We start from the raw sequence: 20,841 nt of genomic DNA on the forward strand, positions 1-20,841 counted from the left end.
CGCCTTGCATGGGACCGGCGTAAGCACTGAAGTGCCTACTCCGGTCGACAGCGAACGAAGTGAGCGTGGGGTTCGTTTCATGTCAGCCTCCGCCGGGCCGGCCCGAGGAGGCTGACTGCCCCCTCGGAAAACAGCGAACGAAAAGCGCGTGGAGATCGTTTCATCTCAACCTACCGTTTCGGGCTGCGCGGCCTTGACGGGCCAGCCCTGCAGATTCTCCGCGACGATCTCGCCGATCGCGCCGATCCACGCGGACGCACCGTTCAGACACGGAATGCGGTGGAAGGTCTTGCCGCCGCCGGCGAGGAACTCGTCGCGCACTTCCATGCCGATTTCCTCGATCGTCTCCAGGCAATCGGCCGTGAAGCCGGGGCAGAACACGTCCGCCCGCCGCACGCCGGCCTCGCCGAATTCGCGCAACGTCGGCGCGGTGTACGGCTGCAGCCATTCGGCCTCGCCGAAGCGCGACTGGAACGTGACGCGGCATTCGGTACCCGACAGCCCGAGCGCGGCCATCAGCAACGCGCCCGTCTGCTGGCACTGGTCGTGATACGGATCGCCCAGGTCGAGCGTGCGCTTCGGCACGCCGTGGAAACTCAGCACCAGCTTGTCGCCGGCCGCGAAATCGGGCCGGCCGTGCTGCGCCCAGTACTGGCGCACCTGCTCGGCCAGCGCATGGATATAGGCCGGATGGTCGGCGTAGTGCCGCACGGTACGCACTTCCGGCTGATTGCGCATGCGCGCGAGCGCGTCGAACGCGGCATCGAACGCGGTGGCCGTGGTCGACGCCGAGTATTGCGGATACATCGGCATCAACAGCACGCGCTCGACGCCCGCGCGCTTGAACTGCGCGAGCGCGTGCGAAATGTTCGGGCTGCCGTAGCGCATCGCGTAGTCGACCATCACGTGATAGCCGTTCGACACGAGCAGATGCCGCACGCTGTCGGTCTGACGCTCGGTGTACACGCGCAGCGGCGAGCCCTCGGGCATCCAGACGGCCGCGTATTTCTTCGCGGACGCGCGGCCGCGCAGCGGCAGGATCAGCGTGCGCAGCAGCACCTGCCAGACGGCCTGCGGGATTTCGACGACCCGCGGATCCGACAGGAATTCGGCCAGGTAGCGCCGCACCGCGCGCGGCGTGGGCGCGTCGGGCGTGCCTAGATTGATCAGCAGCACACCGATGCGATGGGCGGCCGCGACGCTCGAAGGCGGCTCAAGATCGAAACGCATGGGCAAGAACGTGCTCGGGGCACGGGACCGGACGGCCCTTGATTATAGCGGGCCGCCCCGTGCCGTTCGGCCGACTGTCGCCGCAAGCGGCGCCGCGGCACGATAGCGGGGCGGGATCGGGCTGGCGATTGTCGGACATTCGCCGGCCATTCGCCGGCCATTCGCCGGCCATCCGCCGGCCATTCGCCGGCCATCCGCCGGCAATTCGCCGGCGATCGCGGGTTATTGCTGGCTCAGCGTCAGCGACAGCAGGCGCGCGGTGATGTCGACGATCGGTATCACGCGGTTGTACGCCATGCGGGTCGGGCCGATCACGCCGAGCGTGCCGACGATCTGCCCGTTCACCTCGTACGGCGCGGTGACGACGCTCATTTCCTCGATCGGCACGAGCGTCGATTCGCCGCCGATGAAGATCTGCACGCCCTGGGCGTGGCTCGACACGTCGAGCAGTTGCAGGAGGCCCGTCTTTTGGTCGAATACGTCAAACAGCTTGCGCAGTCGTGCCATGTCGGACGACAGGTCCGCCACTTCGAGCAGGTTGCGCTCACCGGAAATCAGCACGGTGTCCTCGGTGTCGGGCACCTCGGTGCTGGCCGTCACGGCCGCGTGCATCAGCGTCGTCATGTCGCCGCGCAGCTGGTCGATCTCGTCGCGCAGGCGGCGGCGCACCTCGTCGAACGACAGGCCGGCGAAATGCGCATTGATGTAGTTGGACGCCTCGGTCAGCTGCGACGGCGAATAGTCACGCGGCGTTGCGAGCATGCGGTTCTGCACGTCGCCCTCGGGCGTGACGATGATCAGCAGGATGCGCTTGTCGGACAGGCGCATGAACTCGATCTGCTTGAACACGTGGCTGCGGCGCGGCGTCAGCACGACGCCCGCGAACTGCGACAGGTTCGACAGCACGCTCGCGGCGGCGGCAACCACCCGCTGCTGCGGCTCGCCGGCCTGCAGCGTGTTCTGCACCTGGCGCGCGACGGCCTCGGCGTCGATCGGCGCCTCGACCGTCAGCATCGTATCGACGAACAGCCGGTAGCCGCGCGGCGTCGGGATGCGGCCGGCCGACGTGTGCGGGCTCGACACGAGGCCGAGCTCCTCCAGGTCGGACATCACGTTGCGGATCGTCGCCGGGCTCAGCTCGAGCCCGGAGTAACGGGACAACGTGCGCGATCCGACTGGCTGACCGTCGGCGATATACCGTTCGATCAGGGTTTTCAGGAGGGTTCGTGCGCGAGGATCTAGCATGGTGGAAAATTTTAGCGCAACGGCGCGACCGCGGCGAGTGGCGTCGGCCACCGTTGCGCGGGCCGAGCCGATCCGGCCCCGTCCGCGCACAGCCGGTTCTTTTCGTCAACGAGCTATGGTGTAATGCCGGCATGAAAACCGGTAATCAGTTCAATACTGTCGCGCTCGTCGGCCGGAGCAACACGCCCGGCATCGCCGAGCCGCTCGCCACGCTGGCGGACAGCATCGCCACGCTCGGCTTCGAGGTCGTCTTCGAAAGCGAGACCGCGCGGGAAATCGGCATCGCCGGCTACCCGGCGCTCACCCCGGCCGAAATCGGGGCGCGAGCGGACGTGGCGATCGTGCTCGGCGGCGACGGCACGATGCTCGGCATCGGCCGCCAGCTTGCGCCGTACCGGACACCGCTGATCGGGATCAACCACGGGCGGCTCGGCTTCATCACCGACATCGCGGCATCCGACATGCACGCGCTCGTCCCCGTGATGCTGGCCGGCAAGTTCGAGCGCGAGGAGCGCTCGCTGCTCGAGGCGCGGATCGTGCGCGACGGCGAACCGATCTACCACGCGCTCGCGTTCAACGACGTCGTCGTGAACCGCAGCGGCTTCTCCGGGATGGTCGAGCTGCGTGCGTCGGTCGACGGCCGTTACATGTACAACCAGCGCTCGGACGGGCTGATCGTCGCGACGCCCACCGGCTCGACCGCGTATGCGCTGTCGTCGGCCGGCCCGATCCTGCATCCGCAGCTGGCGGGCGTCGTGCTCGTGCCGATCGCGCCGCACGCGCTGTCGAACCGGCCGATCGTGCTGCCCGACGACTCGAAGATCGCGATCCAGATCGTCGGCGGCCGCGACGTCAACGTGAATTTCGACATGCAGTCGTTCACGTCGCTCGAGCTGAACGATACGATCGAGGTGCGCCGCTCGAAGCACACCGTGCCGTTCCTGCACCCGATCGGCTACAGCTACTACACGACGCTGCGCAAGAAGCTGCACTGGAACGAACACGCATCGAACGAAGACGACAAGGCGTCCTGACGCCGCCCCGCCCGACACCATGCTCCGCCACCTCTCGATCCGCGACTTCGTCATCGTCGCCGCGCTCGATCTCGAATTCGACAGCGGCTTCTCCGTCTTTTCCGGCGAAACCGGCGCCGGTAAATCGATCCTGATCGACGCCCTCGCCCTCGCGCTCGGCGAACGTACCGACGCGAGCGTCGTGCGCACCGGCTGCGGCCGCGCCGACATCACGGCCGAATTCACGCCGCACGACCGCGTCGCGCGCTGGCTCGACGAACACGCGTTCGACGCCGAGGATACCGTGATGCTGCGCCGCGTGATCGACGCGAACGGCCGGTCGCGCGCGTTCATCAACGGCACCAGCGCGACACTCGCGCAACTGCGCGAGCTCGGCGAGATGCTCGTCGACATCCACGGCCAGCACGCGCACCAGTTGCTGATGCGGCCCGACGCGCAGCGCGAGCTGTTCGACACGCACGCGGGGCTCGTCGCCGATGCCGCGAACGTCGCGCGCGCCTGGCGCGTGTGGCGCGACGCGACGCAGGCGATCGACGCCGCGAAGGCGCACGAGCGCGAGTTGCAGCTCGAACGCGAAAAGCTCGCGTGGCAGCTCGCCGAACTCGACAAGCTCGCGCCGCAAGCCGGCGAATGGGACGAAGTCAGCAACGAACACAAGCGCCTGTCGCATTCGGCGAACCTGATCGAAGGCGTGCGCGGCGCGCTCAACGCGCTGTCCGAGTCCGACGACGCGATGCTCGCGCAGCTCGGCGCGATCGTGTCGAAACTGCGCGGCCTGGCCGATTACGACACCGCGCTCGGCGATGCGCTCGCGTCGCTGGAACCGGCCGAGATCCAGTTGCAGGAAGCCGTCTATTCGCTGTCGCACTATGCACAGCGCGTCGATCTCGACCCCGAGCGGCTCGCGCAGGTCGAAACGCGTCTCGACGCGCTGCACTCGACCGCCCGCAAGTTCCGGCTGCCGCCCAACACGCTGCACGAAGAGCATGCGGCGCGCCGCGCCCAGCTCGCCGCGCTCGACGCGGCCGCCGATCTCGGCGCGCTCGAGGCGGCGCAGGCCAAGGCGCGGGAAGCCTATCTCGCCGACGCCAAACGCCTGTCGAAGGCACGCGCGCAGGCCGCCAAGGCGCTCGGCACGGCCGTCACGGCCGGCATGCAGGAATTGTCGATGGCGGGCGGAAGCTTCGAAGTCGCGCTCGTGCCGCTCGCGGACGGCGGCCCGCACGGGCTCGAGCAGGTCGAATTCCGCGTGGCCGGGCACCCGGGCGTGCCGCTGCGGCCGCTCGCGAAGGTCGCGTCGGGCGGCGAACTCGCGCGGATCAGCCTCGCGCTCGCGGTCATCGCCAGCGCGGCGAGCCCGACGCCGACGCTGATCTTCGACGAAGTCGATACGGGAATCGGCGGCGGCGTCGCCGAAGTGGTCGGCCGCCTGTTGCACCAGCTCGGGCGCGACCGTCAGGTGTTGTGCGTGACGCACCTGCCGCAGGTCGCCGCGCGCGGCGACCATCATTTCCAGGTGGCAAAGGGCGCCGACGAGCGCGGCGGCACGGTCTCGACGGTCGTCGCGCTCGACCGCGCCAACCGGATCGAGGAAGTCGCGCGGATGCTCGGCGGGCTCGAAATCACGGCCACCACGCGCAAGCACGCGAAGGAAATGCTGGCGGCCTGACGCGGCCGCCCGTCCCGCCCGAAACGAAAGGGCTCGCACGTTCAATTCAGGGCGGTACGCGGATCGATGCCGCGCCCGCCACCCGCCTTCCGTTCAAACGCCCGTTTCAACCGCGCCGAACACGCGCGTCCACAGCGCCGTCACGGCCGCCCGCTCGTCGGCCACCACTGCCGGATCGACGCGCGCCTTCTCCATCCCGTCGAGCCGCAGCTTGTGCTGCAGCTTCCGGTATTTGCGGTACGCGGCGCCGACGCACTCGGCCTCGTCCTCGCTCATCAGCCCGAAGCGCGCGACCTCGCGCAGCAGCGCGATGTTGCCGGTATTGCGGATCAGCTCGGCGTCGCTCGACGCATGCAGCAGCACCCAGTACTGGACGATGAACTCGATGTCGACCATCCCGCCGCGATCGTGCTTCAGGTCGAACAGTTCGGTCTGGTTCGGATGGCCGGCAAACACCTTGCCGCGCATGTCGACGATCTCCTTGGCAAGCACGCCGCCGTCGCGCGGCGTCGTCAGCACCTGCTGGCGGATCGCCTCGAAATCCGCGCCGATCTGCGCATCGCCCGCGCTGTAGCGGGCGCGCGTCAGCGCCTGGTGCTCCCACACCCACGCGGTGTTGGCGGCGTCGCCCTCGCGCAGCTGATAGCGGCGGAACGCGTCGAGATCGGTGACAAGCAGCCCGGCCTCGCCGTTCGGCCGCAACCGCAGGTCGATGTCGAACAGCGCGCCCGCGCCGGTCGCGGTCGTGAGCCACGTGATCAGGCGCCGCGTGAAGGTCGTGTAGACGTCCGCCGAACGCTCGTCCGGGTCGTCGTACAGGAAGATCAGGTCGAGATCCGACGCGTAGCCGAGCTCCTTGCCGCCCAGCTTGCCGTACGCGATCACCGCGAACTTCGGCACGTCGCGATGGCGCTTCGCGAGCTGCGACCAGACGACTTCGATCGTCACGTCGAGCACCGCGTCGGCCAGCTCGGACAGCCGGTCGCTCACATGCTCGACCGACAGTTGCCCGGCCAGATCGATCAGCAGGATCCGGAACACCTCCGCGTGCTGCGCGTGGCGCAGCAAGTCCATCTGCTGCTCGGGGCCGTCGGCCGCCGCGAGCCGCGCGCGCAGCGCATCCTTGAACGCGGGCCAGTCGAACGGGCTCGCGATCGCCTCGTCGTCGAGCAGCTCGTCGAGCAGTTGCGGATGGCGGATCAGGTAGCCGCCGCCCCAGCGCGTCGCGCCGAGCACCGACAGCACACGGTCGAGCGCGGCCGGATATTCGGTCAGCAGCGCGAGATAGACGCCGCGCCGGCTGACGGTCTCCAGCAGGTCGAACAGCCGCACGATCGTGTCGTCGCGACGCGCGGCGTCGATCTTCGGCGCGGCGTCGAGCGCGCGCTGCGCGACGCTGTCGAAGCGCTGCCGGCTCTTTTCCGGCAGTCCGGTGTAGCGCGACGATTGCCAGACCGCGCGCAACCGCGCGAGCACGGCGGCCGGATCGGTGAAGCCGAGACCGTCGAGGCGCGCGACCAGCGCGTCGTCCTCGCCGTCGTCGGCCAGCGCGCCGCTCCAGATCCACGCGGCCGCCGTGTCGTCGCCGGCCGCGCACGGCGCGCCGTTCGCCTTGTCGGCAAAAATCTGGTCGAACTGCGCTTCGACGAACGTGCGGTGGCCGTCCAGCACCGTCATCAGCGCCGCGTAGTCTGCAAACCCGAGCGACGCGGCCAGTGCCGCGCGCTCGTCGGGCTCGACCGGCATCGCGTGCGTCTGCGCGTCGTTGCGGTACTGCAACCGGTGCTCGAGCGTGCGCAGGAAGCGGTAGGCGTCGGTCAGGCGGGCGCAGACATCATCGCCGATCAGCCCGCGCGCCTGCGCATGTCGCAGCACCGCGAGCGTCGGCCGCACGCGGAATTCCGCATCCTGGCCGCCGCGAATCAACTGGAACACCTGAGCGCTGAACTCGATCTCGCGGATCCCGCCGCGCCCGAGCTTGATGTCGTCGGCCTTGTCGGGCCGCATCGACGCGCGCCGCGCGGCTTCGTGCCGGATCTGCTGGTGCAGCGAACGGATCGCGCCGATCACGCCGAAATCGAGATAGCGGCGGTACACGAACGGCTTGACGATCGATTCCAGCTGCGCCGCCAGCCGCTGCGCCGCGTCGCTGTCGCCTTCCGACACGAGCCGCCCCTTGATCCACGCATAGCGCTCCCACTCGCGCCCCTGTACGTAGAAGTACTCCTCGAGCATCCCGAGGCTGCAGACGAGCGGCCCCGAATCGCCGTTCGGGCGCAGCCGCATGTCGACGCGAAACACGTAGCCGTCGGCCGTGACCTCGGACAGCACGCCGATCAGCCGCCGGCCGAGCCGCGTGAAGTATTCCTGCGTGGACAGCGGCGAACGTGCGCCGCCGGTGGTCTCGCCGTCGTCCTCGTAGACGAAGATCAGGTCGATGTCCGACGATACGTTCAGTTCGCGGCCGCCGAGCTTGCCCATCCCGACCACGCCGAGCACGACGCGCTGGCCGTCGGCGCCGCGCGGCTCGCCGTACAGCGCCTCGAGTTCGGCCGACAGCAGCGCCAGCGAGCGCTGCACGGCCACTTCGGCGAGATCGGTCATCGCGCCCGTTACCTCGGCGACGTCCGCCAGGCCGCGCAGGTCGCGCTCCGCGACCGCGCCGAACGCCTCGGCGCGCAATTGCCGCAGCGCGCGCTTCAGTTGCTCGTCGCCCGGCACGGCCGTGCCGGCCGGCGTCGCGAGCAGCTCGGTCAAGCGCGCGTCGAGCTGCGCGCGGCCGAGCGGCGCGGCCGCCCACGTGGCGACCCGCTCGGCCAGCGCGGGCCGCGCGGCAGCCGCGCGGGCAAGGTATCGGGAATAGGACGTGCTGATCAGGGCGGAAGCGTCGGTCATCGAGAAGCGGGCCTGGCGGAAAGGCCGGGCTGGCAGCGGGCCGGCGCGTGCGCGCCCCGCTGCCGACCGGCCCCATGGACTCGGCGCGGCCTCGCCGGACGCCCGTGCGCCCGTCGCGACACCGCGCGCCGGAAAGCCCGTGCCGTGCTGCCGCAACGGCCGCCGGCACGGACCCGTGTGATACATTTCAACGTCAATCTGCAAAACTACCATATCGCCGCCCGTCCGCCGCATGTCCGACCGTCAGGAATCCGCCGTAGCTGCGCCCGAAGCGGGACCTCCGAAGCACGATCATCCGGTCCTGCGTCGCGTGTTCAAGGCGACGCTGGCAGTCGGAATCGGCACCTACTTCGTCGCGTCCGGCGCCTTCCTCGGGCTGCGCTACGTGCTGCTGCCCCGCATCGACGAATACCGCCCGCGCATCGAGCGCGCCGTGTCGGACAAGCTCCACGCGCAGCTTTCGATCGGCAAGCTTTCCCCGAACTGGTCCGGCATGCAGCCCGGCGTCGAACTCACGAACCTGACGATCCGCGGCCGTGACGGCCAGGTCGCGCTGTCGGTGCCGCACGCAACCGCCGCGCTGTCGTGGATGTCGCTGCTGCGGCTGTCGCCCGCGCTGTCGAGCCTGCTCGTCGACCAGCCCGACCTCGTCGTCGCCCGTGCAGCCGACGGTTCGCTGAGCGTCGCGGGCGTCGGCGTGGCCACCACCCACGGCGGCAACGACACGTTCGGCACCTGGCTGCTGAAGCAGGAGGCGATCGTGCTGCGCGGCGGCACGCTGCGCTGGCGCGATGCGCAGCACGACGCACCGGAACTCGTGCTGTCGGGCATCCGGCTCGCGGTGCTCAACGACGGCCGCGTGCACAAGGTCGCGCTGCAGGCGCCCGCGAACGGCACGCTGCTGCTCGGCCCGCTCGATTTCCGCGCGCGCTTCAAGCACAAGCCGCTCGCGCCGATCGGCAAGCCGGCGAACTGGACCGGCGACGCCTACCTGTCGACGGGCCTCGTCGACCTGCAGACGCTCACGCGTTATCTCGACGTGCCGCTCACGATCCACGCGGGCCGGATCGACAACGCGATCTGGGCGACCTTCGGCGACGGCCACCTGCGCTCGGCGGGCGGCGACCTGCAAGGCGCCGACGTCGCGCTGCGCGTGCGCCCGACGCAGCCGCGGCTCGACGTGCCGACGGTCGGCTTCGGCTGGGACATGGTGCTCGATGCGGGCCACGACTACACGCTGCACCTGACGCACTTCAATGCGGAGCTCGGCCAGCCGCCGCTGCCGGACGGCACGCCGCTCGCCCGCTCGCTCGCGCTGTCGACGCTGACGGCACGCTACCGCGTGCCCACCGCGAACCAGGGGCAACTGCTCAGCGTGGTCGGCGACCGCGTCGATCTCGGCATCCTCAGCGAATTCATCCGCGGGCTGCCGCTGCCGGCGCGCCTGCGCAACGAGCTGATCAAGATCGACCCGCGCGGGATGGTGTCGAACTATCACATCGAGGTCGAGCGCGCGAAACCCGCGCACGCCGATCTCGCCGACGAGGAGCGGCGCATGGGCGCCGCGCCGATCGTCCGCTACCGCTTCCTCGGCGATCTGCAAGGCATCAGCTTCGCCGCGCAGGAGCCGCCGCCCGGGCTCTCGCCGCGCGGCCACCCGCGCGCCGGCTGGCCGGGCGTCGAGAACCTGTGGGGCCGCGTCGATGCGAACGAGACGGGCGGCGCCGCGCATATCGACACGGTCAACGCGGCCGTCACCGTGCCCGGCGAATTCGACGAGCCGCGCCTGACGTTCGACCGGCTGCGCGGCAATGCCAAATGGACGATCACGCCCGCGCCCGGCGACAAGCACGCGCGCGTCGACGTATCGCTGCCCGACCTGTTCGTGTCGAACCCCGATGCCGAAATCGCGGTGTCGGGCTCGTACACGAACCCAGGCCACGGCCGCGGCGCGCTCGACCTGCGCGCCGATTTCGCGCGCGCGTCGGTCGCGCGCATTCCGCGCTACCTGCCGACCGGGATGTCCGAACACCTGCGCGACTATCTCGGCCACGCGCTGCAGGACGGCAAGGTGTCCAAGGGCGCGTCGATCGTCGCGCGCGGCCCGCTCGAGAAATTCCCGTTCGAACACGAGCCGGACGCCGGCGTGTTCCACATCGTCGCGCCGTTCACCGGCGGCCGCTTCGAGCCGACGCCGTACCCGCCGCGCAAGCTCGCGAACGGCACGCCGAGCGTCTGGCCCGCGCTCGACGGGATCGACGGCGTGTTCGAGCTCGCGCAGAACAAGCTGCGCTTCGACATCGCGCGCGCGCACTACAAGCGCGTCGTGCTGACGAAGGTCGCGGGCCGCATCGACGATCTCGGCAATCCGTCGCACTCGCCGCTGATCATCGACGGCCATGCCCAGGGCCCGCTCGCCGACCTGATCGACTACGCGGACAACAGCTCGCTCGGCACGATGAGCAACCACATCGGCCAGCGGATCGATGCGCAGGGCCCCGCGTCGCTCGCGCTCAAGATCACGATTCCGCAGCACGTCCCCCATCCGCACACGCACATCGAAGGCGCGCTCGCGTTCGGCGGCAACACGCTGTCGACCAGCGGCGTGCCGCCGCTGTCGGCCCTGCGCGGCAGCGTCCGCTTCACCGAGGCCGGCGCGTCGCTGCACGCGCTGTCGGGGCGCTTCCTCGGCGGCCCGGTGCGCGCGAACGGCAACTTCCAGTCGCACGGCCCGTACGCGGTGGACGTCGACGGCCGGCTCGCGCTCGACGCCGCGCGCGGCCTGAACCTGCACGGCGCGGCCGCCGCGCTGCTCGAGCATGTGGTCGGCGACGCGCCGTACAAGGTCGCCGTGCGCGGCGCGCCGGGCCGCCTGCCCGACGTCAGCGCGCAATCCGACCTGACCGGCGTGGCGCTGAACTTCCCGGCGCCGTTCGCGAAACCGGCCGGCACGCCGATGCCGTTCCGCTTCACGCTGCAGCCGGCGCCGCAGGCGGACGGCAAACGCCTCGAACACGCCGACCTGACGCTCGGCCCGGTGACCGCGACCTACCTGCTCGATGCGACGCGCGGCCAGCCGCTGCGCGCGGTACGCGGCGCGATGGGCATCCACCGGATGCCCGACATGCCGCAGGACGGCGTGAGCGCGGCCGTCGACGTCGGCGAACTGGACGCCGACGCGTGGCTCGCCCTCGCCCGCACGCTGCAGCCCGACACGCCGCGTGCACCGGCGCCGCAGGGCGCGCCGCGCGTCGATTTCGCGAGCTTCGCGCCGAAGCGCTTCGCGTTCCATTTCGGCACGCTGAAGCTGCTCAAGCGCAACTGGGAGAACGTGATCGTCGGCGCGTCGCACGTCGACGACCTCTGGCAGGCGAACATCGCGTCGAACCAGATCTCGGGCTACCTGTCGTGGGCGCCGGGCGGCGGCCACAACGGCGCGGGCGTGCTCAACGCGCGGCTCGCGAAGCTCGTCGTGCCGCAGAGCTCGCAACACGATCTCGTCGGCCGCGCGATGAACCTGCCGACGCCGACCGACCGCCCGATACCGTCGATCGACCTGATCGTCGACCAGGTCGTCGCGCGCGATCACGACATCGGCCGGCTCGTCGTCAACGCGCGCAACATCGACGAAGACGGCACGCCCGTGTGGCAGCTCGACAAGCTGGAACTGTCGAACCCGGCCGCGAAGCTCACGGCGACCGGCAACTGGCGCACGTCGCGCCATGCGCTCGCCCGCGGCGCCGGCGAAAACGACGCGCCGCGCCGCACCGTGTTCGACTTCAAGCTCGACATCGACAACGCGGGCGCGCTGCTCGACCGCGTCGGCCTGCCGCGCACGCTCTCGGGCGGTCACGGCTCGGTCACGGGCAAGGTCGGCTGGCGCGGCGGCCCGACCGCACTCGACTTCCCGTCGCTCGGCGGCCAGGTCGCGGTCGACCTCGAACACGGGCAGATCCTGAAGGTCGATCCGGGCGCGGCGAAACTGCTCGGCGTGCTGAGCCTGCAGAGCCTCGCGCGCTTCCTGACGCTGAACTTCCGCGACGTGGTCGGCAAGGGGCTGCCGTTCGACAAGATCACCGGTACCGGCCGGATTTCGAACGGGATCGCGCGCACCGACGACTTCTCGATGATGACGGGCCCCGCGAACGTCACCGTGCGCGGCGCGGTCGATCTCGGCGCCGAGACGCAGGATCTGCATGCGCACGTCGCGCCGAAAATCAGCGCGGGCGCAGCCGCGATCGGGGCGGCCATCATCAACCCGCTGCTCGGCGTCGGCGTGCTGGCCGCGAACTACGCGCTGTCCGAGACGCTGTCGCGCGCGTTCGCGCTCGACTACGCGATCACCGGCTCGTGGGCGCACCCGCACATCGAGCGGGTGCGCGGCGATCAGGGTAAGATGAATCACGGTCCGGCCGATGCGGCGAGCCATTGAGCGCGCATCGAACCGCGAAGGGCGCCGGGCCGCACCCCATTTATGACGCAACCGATTCCGCGATGACCGACCACGCCCGTTCCGCCACGCCCTTCCGGGTCGCCGCGCTGCAGATGGTGAGCACGCCGGACGTCACACGCAATCTGGCCGAAGCACGCCGCCTGATCGCGGAAGCCGCCGGCGAAGGCGCGCAGCTCGTGCTGCTGCCGGAGTATTTCTGCTTCATGGGTCACCGCGACACCGACAAGCTCGCGCTCGCCGAACCGTACCGGGACGGCCCGATCCAGCAGTTCCTCGCCGACGCCGCGCGCCGCCACGGCATCTGGGTGATCGGCGGCACGCTGCCGCTGAAGGCGCCGGAACCCGATCGCGTGCTGAACACCACGCTCGTGTTCGATCCGGCCGGCAACGAAGCCGCGCGCTATGACAAGATCCACCTGTTCAACTTCGAGAAAGGCGACGAATCGTTCGACGAGGCGCGCACGATCCGCGCGGGCGACACGGTCGTCGCGTTCGACGCGCCGTTCGGGCAGGTCGGCCTGTCGGTCTGTTACGATCTCCGCTTTCCGGAGCTGTACCGCCGCATGGGCGACTGCGCGCTGATGGTCGTGCCGTCGGCGTTTACGTATACGACGGGCCGCGCGCACTGGGAAACGCTGCTGCGCGCGCGGGCCGTCGAGAACCAGTGCTACGTGCTCGCGGCCGCGCAAGGCGGCAAGCACGAGAACGGCCGGCGCACGTGGGGCCACAGCATGCTGATCGACCCGTGGGGCGAAACCGTCGCGGTGCGCGACGAGGGCGCCAGCGTCGTGCTCGGCACGATCGATCCGCAGCGCATCGCCGACGTACGCCAGAGCCTGCCCGCGTGGCGGCACCGCGTGCTGACCTGAATCCGCCGCACCGCTTGAAACGCCGCGCGGCCCAACCGTCTGCCCGGCAGCACCCGACAACTTTTTGAGAACTCCCGATATCCGCATGAACATCATCGAACCCGGCATCCGCAACCTCGCGCTGGCGAAGGACATCCTGCTCACGCCGTACGGCCTCGACGAAAGCCTGCTCACGCGCACGATCGCCGACATCTTCACGCATCGCGTCGACTACGCGGACCTGTACTTCCAGGCGACCCGCAGCGAAGCGTGGAGCCTCGAGGAAGGCATCGTCAAATCGGGCAGCTTCAGCATCGACCAGGGCGTCGGCGTGCGCGCGGTCGCGGGCGACCGCACCGCGTTCGCGTATTCGGACGACCTGTCGCCCGAAGCGATCGCGCAAGCCGCCGCCGCGACCAAGGCGATCGCGGCGGCCGGCGGCGGCCGCCAGAAGATCAAGGCAGCCACGTCGCTGACGGGCATCTCGGGCCGCGACCTGTACCTGCCGTCCGACCCGCTCGCGTCGCTCGACGCGACGGCCAAGGTCAAGCTGCTCGAACGCATCGAGCAGATGGCGCGCGGGCGCGACCCGCGCGTCACGCAGGTGATGGCCGGGCTCGCCGGCGAATACGACGTCGTGCTGGTCGCGCGCAGCGACGGCGCGCTCGCGGCCGACATCCGGCCGCTCGTGCGCGTGTCGGTCACGGTGATCGCCGAACAGAACGGCCGCCGCGAGATCGGCTCGGGCGGCGGCGGCGGCCGCTTCGACTACGGCTACTTCACCGACGAAATCCTGTCGCGCTATGTCGACGACGCCGTGCACGCGGCGCTCGTCAATCTCGATGCACGCCCCGCGCCGGCCGGCGCGATGACGGTCGTGCTCGGGCCGGGCTGGCCGGGCGTGCTGCTGCACGAGGCGATCGGCCACGGTCTCGAAGGCGACTTCAACCGCAAGGGCTCGTCCGCGTTCGCGGGCCGGATCGGCGAGCAGGTCGCCGCGAAGGGCGTGACCGTCGTCGACGACGGCACGCTGCCGAACCGCCGCGGCTCGCTGAACATCGACGACGAAGGCAACCCGACGCAGTGCACGACGCTGATCGAGGACGGCATCCTGAAGGGCTACATCCAGGACACGCTGAACGCGCGGCTGATGAAGATGCCGGTCACGGGCAACGCGCGGCGCGAGTCGTACGCGGCGCTGCCGATGCCGCGCATGACGAACACCTACATGCTGAACGGCGACAAGGATCCGCAGGAAATCATCGCGTCGGTGAAGAACGGCCTGTACGCGGTGAATTTCGGCGGCGGCCAGGTCGACATCACGAACGGCAAGTTCGTGTTCTCGGCATCCGAGGCGTACATGATCGAGAACGGCAAGGTCACCTACCCGGTGAAGGGCGCGACGCTGATCGGCAGCGGCCCGGAATCGCTGAAGTACGTGAGCATGATCGGCAACGACATGTCGCTCGACACGGGCGTCGGCGTGTGCGGCAAGGAAGGCCAGAGCGTGCCGGTCGGCGTCGGCCAGCCGACCCTGCGGATCGACAAGATGACGGTCGGCGGTACGGCATAACCGCATCGCGGCGCAGACAATCCGCGCATTTTTATGAAAACGCGCGGATTATCCGCATTTTCGACGCTCCCCGGTTGCCAGCCGCCCGGGGACGGGGTATAAATTCCGAATCAACTTTTTTGACGAGCCGAATTTCCGTCATGTCCGCCAAGTTTTACTTTTACTTTTTTTGGTATCTCAGACCGCTGGCGGATCGAGAGGGTTGATGGCGCGTAAAGCGCAACCGAAATTCCCGAAAAAACCGCCGGCGAACCCGGCGGTTTTTTTTCGCCCTTCGCCAGCCGGTCGCCGCCGCAGCGGTCCCGCGGCCCCGCCGGCCCCCCTGAATGAATTGCCTGCATCGATGAATCTGCCGCACACGCACTGACCGAACGGCGCCCGCAAAATTAGGAGAAACAGCATGCCCCCGCACAACACCGACGACGTCCGCATTCGCGAACTCAAGGAACTGACGCCGCCCGCCCACCTGATCCGCGAATTCGCGTGCTCCGAAGCCGCGTCCGAGCTGATCTACCACTCGCGCCAGTCGATGCACCGCATCCTGCACGGGATGGACGACCGGCTGATCGTCGTGATCGGGCCGTGCTCGATCCACGACACGAAGGCGGCGATCGAATACGCGGGCCGGCTCGTGAAGGAGCGCGAGCGCTTCAACGGCGAACTGGAAATCGTGATGCGCGTGTACTTCGAGAAGCCGCGCACGACGGTCGGCTGGAAGGGGCTCATCAACGATCCGCACCTCGACAACAGCTTCAAGATCAACGAAGGGCTGCGCACCGCGCGCGAACTGCTGCTGCAGATCAACGAAATGGGGCTGCCGGCCGCGACCGAATACCTCGACATGATCAGCCCGCAGTACATCGCCGACCTGATCTCGTGGGGCGCGATCGGCGCGCGCACGACCGAATCGCAGGTGCACCGCGAGCTCGCGTCGGGGCTGTCGTGCCCGGTCGGCTTCAAGAACGGCACCGACGGCAACGTGAAGATCGCGGTCGACGCGATCAAGGCCGCGTCGCAGCCGCACCATTTCCTGTCGGTGACGAAGGGCGGCCATTCGGCGATCGTGTCGACCGCCGGCAACGAGGACTGCCACGTGATCCTGCGCGGCGGCAAGGCGCCGAACTACGACGCGGACAGCGTGAACGCCGCCTGCGCCGACATCGGCAAGGCCGGCCTCGCCGCGCGCCTGATGATCGACGCGAGCCACGCGAACAGCTCGAAGAAGCACGAGAACCAGATCCCCGTGTGTGCCGACATCGGCCGCCAGATCGCGGCCGGCGACGAACGCATCGTCGGCGTGATGATCGAATCGCACCTCGTCGAGGGTCGCCAGGACCTGAAGGAAGGCTGCGCGCTGACCTACGGCCAGAGCATCACCGATGCGTGCATCGCGTGGGACGACAGCGTGAAGGTGCTCGAAGGCCTCGCGGAATCGGTCAAGGCGCGGCGGGTTGCGCGAGGCAGCGGCAACTGACTGACGCAAGCAGGCTGAATCGTGATGGCCCCCTGCCGGCGGGTTGGCCATGCGGTCAGCCTGCGGTCGGCATCTGGCTCTGCTAGACTAGCTAATATAGCCTAGCTAATCAGGAAACAATCATGCCGACCGTCAACATGCACGACGCCAAGTCGCGGCTCTCGAGCCTCGTGGAAGCACTCGAATTGGGGCGCGAATCCGAGGTCGTGATCGCCCGCAACGGTCATCCGGTTGCCCGGATCGTTCCGTACGCGGCACCGAAGCGGATCGGTGCGGCCCGTCAGTTGCTTGCCGGGCTGAACATCCCGACTACCGTCGAGGCATTCAATGCCGGCGACGAATCGATCGCCGCCGAGTTCGATGCCAGCGCGGAACGGGGGCTCGGGCCGTGAAACTGCTGCTCGATACGCATATCGCGCTGTGGGCCGCTGAAGGCGCGCCTCAACTTTCTCCGATTGCGGTCGCGTTGATCGAGGATCCCGCGAACACCCTGTATGTCAGTGCCGCATCCATCTGGGAAATCGCGATCAAATACCGTAAAGGCAACCTGCCCGTTCATCCGCGCGACGCACGTTCGGCGTTCCGGCTCGCCGGCTTCGCGGAGCTGCCGATCAGCAGCGATCACGTCGAGGCGGTCGCCGCGCTGCCGGATTTCCCGGACCATGCCGACCCGTTCGATCGCGTGATGGTTGCCCAGGCACTTCATGAGGGCATGCCGCTCGTCAGTGCCGACCCAAAAGTATGGCGCTATCACGCGACGCTGATGCTGCGCGCCTGACGCCATCTGCGCGACACCGCACGCGACAAAATCAAAGCCCGGCTCGCGCCGGGCTTTTTTATCGGCCGGAAACCCGCCGTGCGCGCATTACTCGAGCGCGCCCGACCCGAAGATCTCCGTGTTCACGCGTTCCGGTGCGACGCCGAGCGCGACGAGCGCGTCGCGCTGCGCCTTCATGAACGCGATCGGGCCGCAGATGTAGTAATCGGCGTTCGGCACCAGCGCATACTGCTGCACGCGTTCCGGCGTGAGGCGCCCTTCGAGGTCGTGGTCGATGCCAACGCGATCGTTCGGGCCGACCAGTTCGTACAGCACCGTTCGCTTGACGTTCGCATGCTCGCCGACGGTGTCGTTCAGCCAATCGCGGAACGCGTGCACCGCGCCCGAACGGCATGCGTGGACGAACCGCACGTCGCGCTTGCTGCCTTCGGCGATCAGCGTCGACGCCATCGACATCATCGGCGTGATGCCGACCCCGCCCGAGATCAGCACGACCGGCGTATCGGCATCCCGCTTCAGCGAAAAGTCGCCCATCGGCGCGGTCACTTCGACGATCGCCCCCTCTTCCACCCCGTCGTGCATCAGCGTCGACACCTTGCCGGCCGGGATCGCTTCCGCCTTGCCGGCCTCGCGCTTCACCGAGATGCGCAGCCACTTGCCGTGCGGCGCATCGGACAGGCTGTACTGGCGCGGCTGGTCGACGCCGAGATCGCCGACGAAGCGCTTCACCGTGATGTACTGGCCTGGATCGAACGTCGGCGCCTCGCCGCCGTCGGCGGGCGTCAGGTAGAACGACGTGATCTCGTCGCTTTCACGCACCTTGCGCGCGACCTTGAACGGGCGGAAGCCGCTCCACGCAGCGTTCGCGTACAGGTCGGCCTCGGCGCCGATCATGATCTGCGCGAGCTGGCCGTATGCGACGCGCCAGGCTTCGAGCGTGTCGGCATCGACCGCGTCGCCGAGCACTTCGACGATCGACGCGAGCAGGTTCTCGCCGACGATCGGGTAATGCTCGGGGCGGATGTTCAGGCTCGCGTGCTTGTGCGAGATGCGCGACACCGCGCCGCCCAGCGCACCGAGGTTGTCGATGTTCGCCGCATACGCATAGACGGCCTTCGCGAGCGTCTCGGGCTGGCTGCCGGTCTTCTGGTGCGTCTGGTTGAACAGGTTCTTCAGTTCCGGATGACGCGCGAACATGCGCTGATAGAAATGCTTCGTGATCGTCGCGCCGTGCTCGGCGAGGACGGGGGCGGTGGCCTTCACACGGGCCATCTGGTCAGCGGTGATGTGGGTCATGTTCGTTCTCCGTTAAACATGCACATACGATACATGTTTAAAAACAGGCGCCCCTCGGGCAAATTGTCGCAGTGCGCAAAAACGCAACGGCAGGCTAGCGGACGCGCCCGCGCTCCCACAGCACATCGGCGCCGCCGCCGGCGCGGTTCAGCACGCGCGCCAGCACGAACAGCAGGTCGGACAGCCGGTTCACGTACCGCCGCGGTGCATCATTGAGCGTGTCGCCGCGCCCGAGCGCGACGATCGAGCGCTCCGCGCGGCGGCACACGGTTCGGCAGACGTGCGCGAGCGATGCGGCGCGCGAGCCGGCCGGCAGGATGAATTCCTTCAGCGGCGGCAGCGTCGCGTTGTAGTCGGCGAGCCACTGGTCGAGGCGCGCGAGGTGCGTATCGTCGAGCACCGTGTGGCCGGGAATGCACAGCTCGCCGCCGAGATCGAACAGGTCGTGCTGGATCGTGACGAGCGCCGTGCGCACGTCGTCCGGCAACGCCTCGGCCAGCAGCACGCCGAGATTCGAGTTCAGTTCGTCGACGTCGCCGATCGCGGCGATCCGCGCGTCGTCCTTGCCGATGCGCCGCCCGTCGCCCAGCCCGGTGGTACCGTCGTCGCCCGTGCGCGTCGCGATCTTGCTCAAGCGGTTGCCCATGCGAATGTCCTCTCGTGCGCGGCCGCCACGCGGCCCGGTTGGCTGGAACGCGATTATCGCAGCCCGCGGCGGGAGGCGCAGCGAACGTTACAGCGTAGAATGAGCCGACAGTATGACAAGCAGTCAGGAGACATTCGTGAACCACCCTGCCCCGCCGGCCGCCACGCGCCGCCCGCTGCCCCCCGCCATGCTCGATGCGCTGCGCGCCGCTTTCGGCGAGCGCGTATCGACCGCCGACGCGGTTCGCGCCCATCACGGCCGCGACGAATCCCCGTTCGATCCGCAACTGCCCGACGCCGTCGTGTTCGCGCACAGCACCGACGACGTGCGCGAAGTCGTGTCGCTGTGCTCGCTCTACAGCGTGCCGCTGATCCCGTACGGCGCCGGCTCGTCGCTCGAAGGCCACCTGCTCGCGGTGCGCGGCGGCGTGTCGCTCGACCTGTCGGAAATGAACCGCGTGCTGTCGATCAACGCCGAAGACCTGACCGTGACGGTCGAGCCGGGCATCACGCGCAAGGCGCTCAACGAGGCGCTGCGCGACACCGGCCTGTTCTTCCCGATCGATCCGGGCGCCGACGCCAGCATCGGCGGGATGACCGCGACCCGCGCGTCGGGCACCAACGCCGTGCGCTACGGCACGATGCGCGAGAACGTGCTCGGCCTGAGCGCGGTGCTCGCGGACGGCCGCGTGGTCAAGACCGGCTCGCGCGCGCGCAAGTCGTCGGCCGGCTACGACCTCACGCGGCTGTTCGTCGGGTCCGAAGGCACGCTCGGCGTGATCACCGAGATCACGCTGCGCCTGCACCCGCTGCCCGAGGCCGTGTCGGCCGCGATCTGCACGTTCCCGACGATGGGCGACGCAGTCCGCACGGTGATCGAGACGATCCAGATCGGCGTACCGATCGCGCGCGTCGAATTCGTCGACGCGCTCGCGGTGCGCTCGATCAACCGTCACTCGAACCTGACGCTGACCGAAGCGCCGACGCTGTTCTTCGAATTCCACGGCACCGACGCCGGCGTGAAGGAGCAGGCCGAACTCGTGCAGGCGCTCGCCGGCCAGAACGCCGGCCAGGGCTTCGAATGGGCGACGCGCCCCGAGGATCGCACGCGGCTCTGGTCCGCGCGCCACAACGCGTACTTCGCGATGCTGCAGTTGAAGCCCGGCTGCCGCGCGGTGACGACCGACGTGTGCGTGCCGATCTCGCAGCTCGCCGCGTGCGTCGAGGAAACCGAGGTCGACCTGCGCGCGTCGTCGCTGCCCTGCCCGATCGTCGGCCACGTCGGCGACGGCAATTTCCACGTCGCGATCCTGATCGATCCCGACAAGCCCGAGGAGCTCGCCGAAGCCGAGCACATCAACGACCGGATCGTCGAGCGCGCGCTGCGCCTGGGCGGCACCTGCACGGGCGAGCACGGCGTCGGGCTGCACAAGATGCGCTTCCTGCCGAAGGAGCACGGCGACAACGCGATCGACACGATGCGCGCGATCAAGCTCGCGCTCGATCCGCGCAACCTGATGAATCCGGGCAAGATTTTCACGTGCTGACACGGCGGCGCGACGGCGCGCCCCACGCAGGAGAATTGAAATGAACGCGTCCCACCCGGAGCCGTGAGAGCAGAAAGAAGGGGTGGATCCTCACGGGCCGACGGCATCAAAGTGCCCAGGTGGAAAATGCATGCATTTCCCGGCAACCGGAGGA

Annotated in this window: 14 protein-coding genes; 9 read left to right on the top strand and 5 right to left on the bottom strand. The window is 68.9% G+C overall.

What is annotated here, in order from left to right:
- Positions 1–165 precede the first annotated feature (165 nt).
- Both hemH and hrcA read right to left on the bottom strand, forming a co-directional pair.
- On the bottom strand, positions 166–1,230 hold the full coding sequence (gene hemH, locus C4B30_RS10385) for a ferrochelatase (protein WP_105132570.1): 1,065 nt from the start codon (positions 1,228–1,230) through the stop codon (positions 166–168).
- A gap of 222 nt (positions 1,231–1,452) precedes the next feature.
- Positions 1,453–2,475 carry a heat-inducible transcriptional repressor HrcA gene (gene hrcA / locus C4B30_RS10390; protein ID WP_027783618.1) on the bottom strand — a complete coding sequence of 341 codons (1,023 nt, stop codon included), beginning with the start codon at positions 2,473–2,475 and terminating at the stop codon, positions 1,453–1,455.
- A gap of 131 nt (positions 2,476–2,606) precedes the next feature.
- On the opposite strand from hrcA, the gene C4B30_RS10395 reads away from it, so the two are divergent.
- Both C4B30_RS10395 and recN read left to right on the top strand, forming a co-directional pair.
- Positions 2,607–3,509 carry an NAD kinase gene (locus tag C4B30_RS10395; protein ID WP_027783617.1) on the top strand — a complete coding sequence of 301 codons (903 nt, stop codon included), beginning with the start codon at positions 2,607–2,609 and terminating at the stop codon, positions 3,507–3,509.
- Positions 3,510–3,528: 19 nt separating this feature from the next.
- Complete coding sequence (gene recN, locus C4B30_RS10400; RefSeq protein WP_105132556.1) at positions 3,529–5,178, top strand: DNA repair protein RecN; 1,650 nt, start codon at positions 3,529–3,531, stop codon at positions 5,176–5,178.
- 93 nt (positions 5,179–5,271) lie between these two features.
- On the opposite strand, the gene glnE is transcribed toward recN, so the two are convergent.
- Positions 5,272–8,073, bottom strand: coding sequence for a bifunctional [glutamate--ammonia ligase]-adenylyl-L-tyrosine phosphorylase/[glutamate--ammonia-ligase] adenylyltransferase (gene glnE / locus C4B30_RS10405; RefSeq protein ID WP_105132557.1), 2,802 nt, complete (start codon positions 8,071–8,073; stop codon positions 5,272–5,274).
- Between the two features lie 232 nt (positions 8,074–8,305).
- On the opposite strand from glnE, the gene C4B30_RS10410 reads away from it, so the two are divergent.
- From C4B30_RS10410 to C4B30_RS10440, 6 genes are all read left to right on the top strand, one after another.
- A complete protein-coding gene (locus C4B30_RS10410; RefSeq protein ID WP_105132558.1) occupies positions 8,306–12,505 on the top strand; it encodes a YhdP family phospholipid transporter in 4,200 nt (1,399 codons plus the stop codon).
- Between the two features lie 62 nt (positions 12,506–12,567).
- Positions 12,568–13,395 (top strand): carbon-nitrogen hydrolase family protein, encoded by an 828-nt coding sequence (locus tag C4B30_RS10415; RefSeq protein WP_089500368.1) that lies wholly within the window; start codon positions 12,568–12,570, stop codon positions 13,393–13,395.
- An 85-nt stretch (positions 13,396–13,480) separates the two neighbouring features.
- Positions 13,481–14,947 (top strand): metalloprotease TldD, encoded by a 1,467-nt coding sequence (tldD, locus tag C4B30_RS10420; RefSeq protein ID WP_027783612.1) that lies wholly within the window; start codon positions 13,481–13,483, stop codon positions 14,945–14,947.
- 400 nt (positions 14,948–15,347) lie between these two features.
- The gene (gene aroG, locus C4B30_RS10430; RefSeq protein WP_027783611.1) at positions 15,348–16,421 is read left to right on the top strand and encodes a 3-deoxy-7-phosphoheptulonate synthase AroG; all 1,074 of its coding nucleotides are present in this window, start codon (positions 15,348–15,350) and stop codon (positions 16,419–16,421) included.
- Positions 16,422–16,543: 122 nt separating this feature from the next.
- The gene (locus C4B30_RS10435) at positions 16,544–16,813 is read left to right on the top strand and encodes a type II toxin-antitoxin system Phd/YefM family antitoxin (RefSeq protein ID WP_105132559.1); all 270 of its coding nucleotides are present in this window, start codon (positions 16,544–16,546) and stop codon (positions 16,811–16,813) included.
- Complete coding sequence (locus tag C4B30_RS10440; protein WP_105132560.1) at positions 16,810–17,199, top strand: type II toxin-antitoxin system VapC family toxin; 390 nt, start codon at positions 16,810–16,812, stop codon at positions 17,197–17,199. The genes C4B30_RS10435 and C4B30_RS10440 overlap by 4 nt, the downstream gene beginning before the upstream one ends.
- A gap of 87 nt (positions 17,200–17,286) precedes the next feature.
- Here the strand turns inward: C4B30_RS10440 and hmpA are convergent, their stop codons facing one another.
- Complete coding sequence (gene hmpA, locus C4B30_RS10445; RefSeq protein WP_105132561.1) at positions 17,287–18,495, bottom strand: NO-inducible flavohemoprotein; 1,209 nt, start codon at positions 18,493–18,495, stop codon at positions 17,287–17,289.
- Between the two features lie 94 nt (positions 18,496–18,589).
- The gene (locus tag C4B30_RS10450; RefSeq protein ID WP_027783609.1) at positions 18,590–19,141 is read right to left on the bottom strand and encodes a cob(I)yrinic acid a,c-diamide adenosyltransferase; all 552 of its coding nucleotides are present in this window, start codon (positions 19,139–19,141) and stop codon (positions 18,590–18,592) included.
- Positions 19,142–19,277: 136 nt separating this feature from the next.
- Here C4B30_RS10450 and C4B30_RS10455 point away from each other — a divergent pair, with 136 nt between their 5' ends.
- Positions 19,278–20,687: an FAD-binding oxidoreductase gene (locus C4B30_RS10455; protein WP_027783608.1), complete on the top strand. Its 1,410-nt coding sequence runs from the start codon at positions 19,278–19,280 to the stop codon at positions 20,685–20,687.
- The last annotated feature ends 154 nt before the right edge of the window (positions 20,688–20,841 follow it).

Source organism: Burkholderia sp. BE12 (assembly GCF_002959955.1).
GTDB lineage: Bacteria > Pseudomonadota > Gammaproteobacteria > Burkholderiales > Burkholderiaceae > Burkholderia.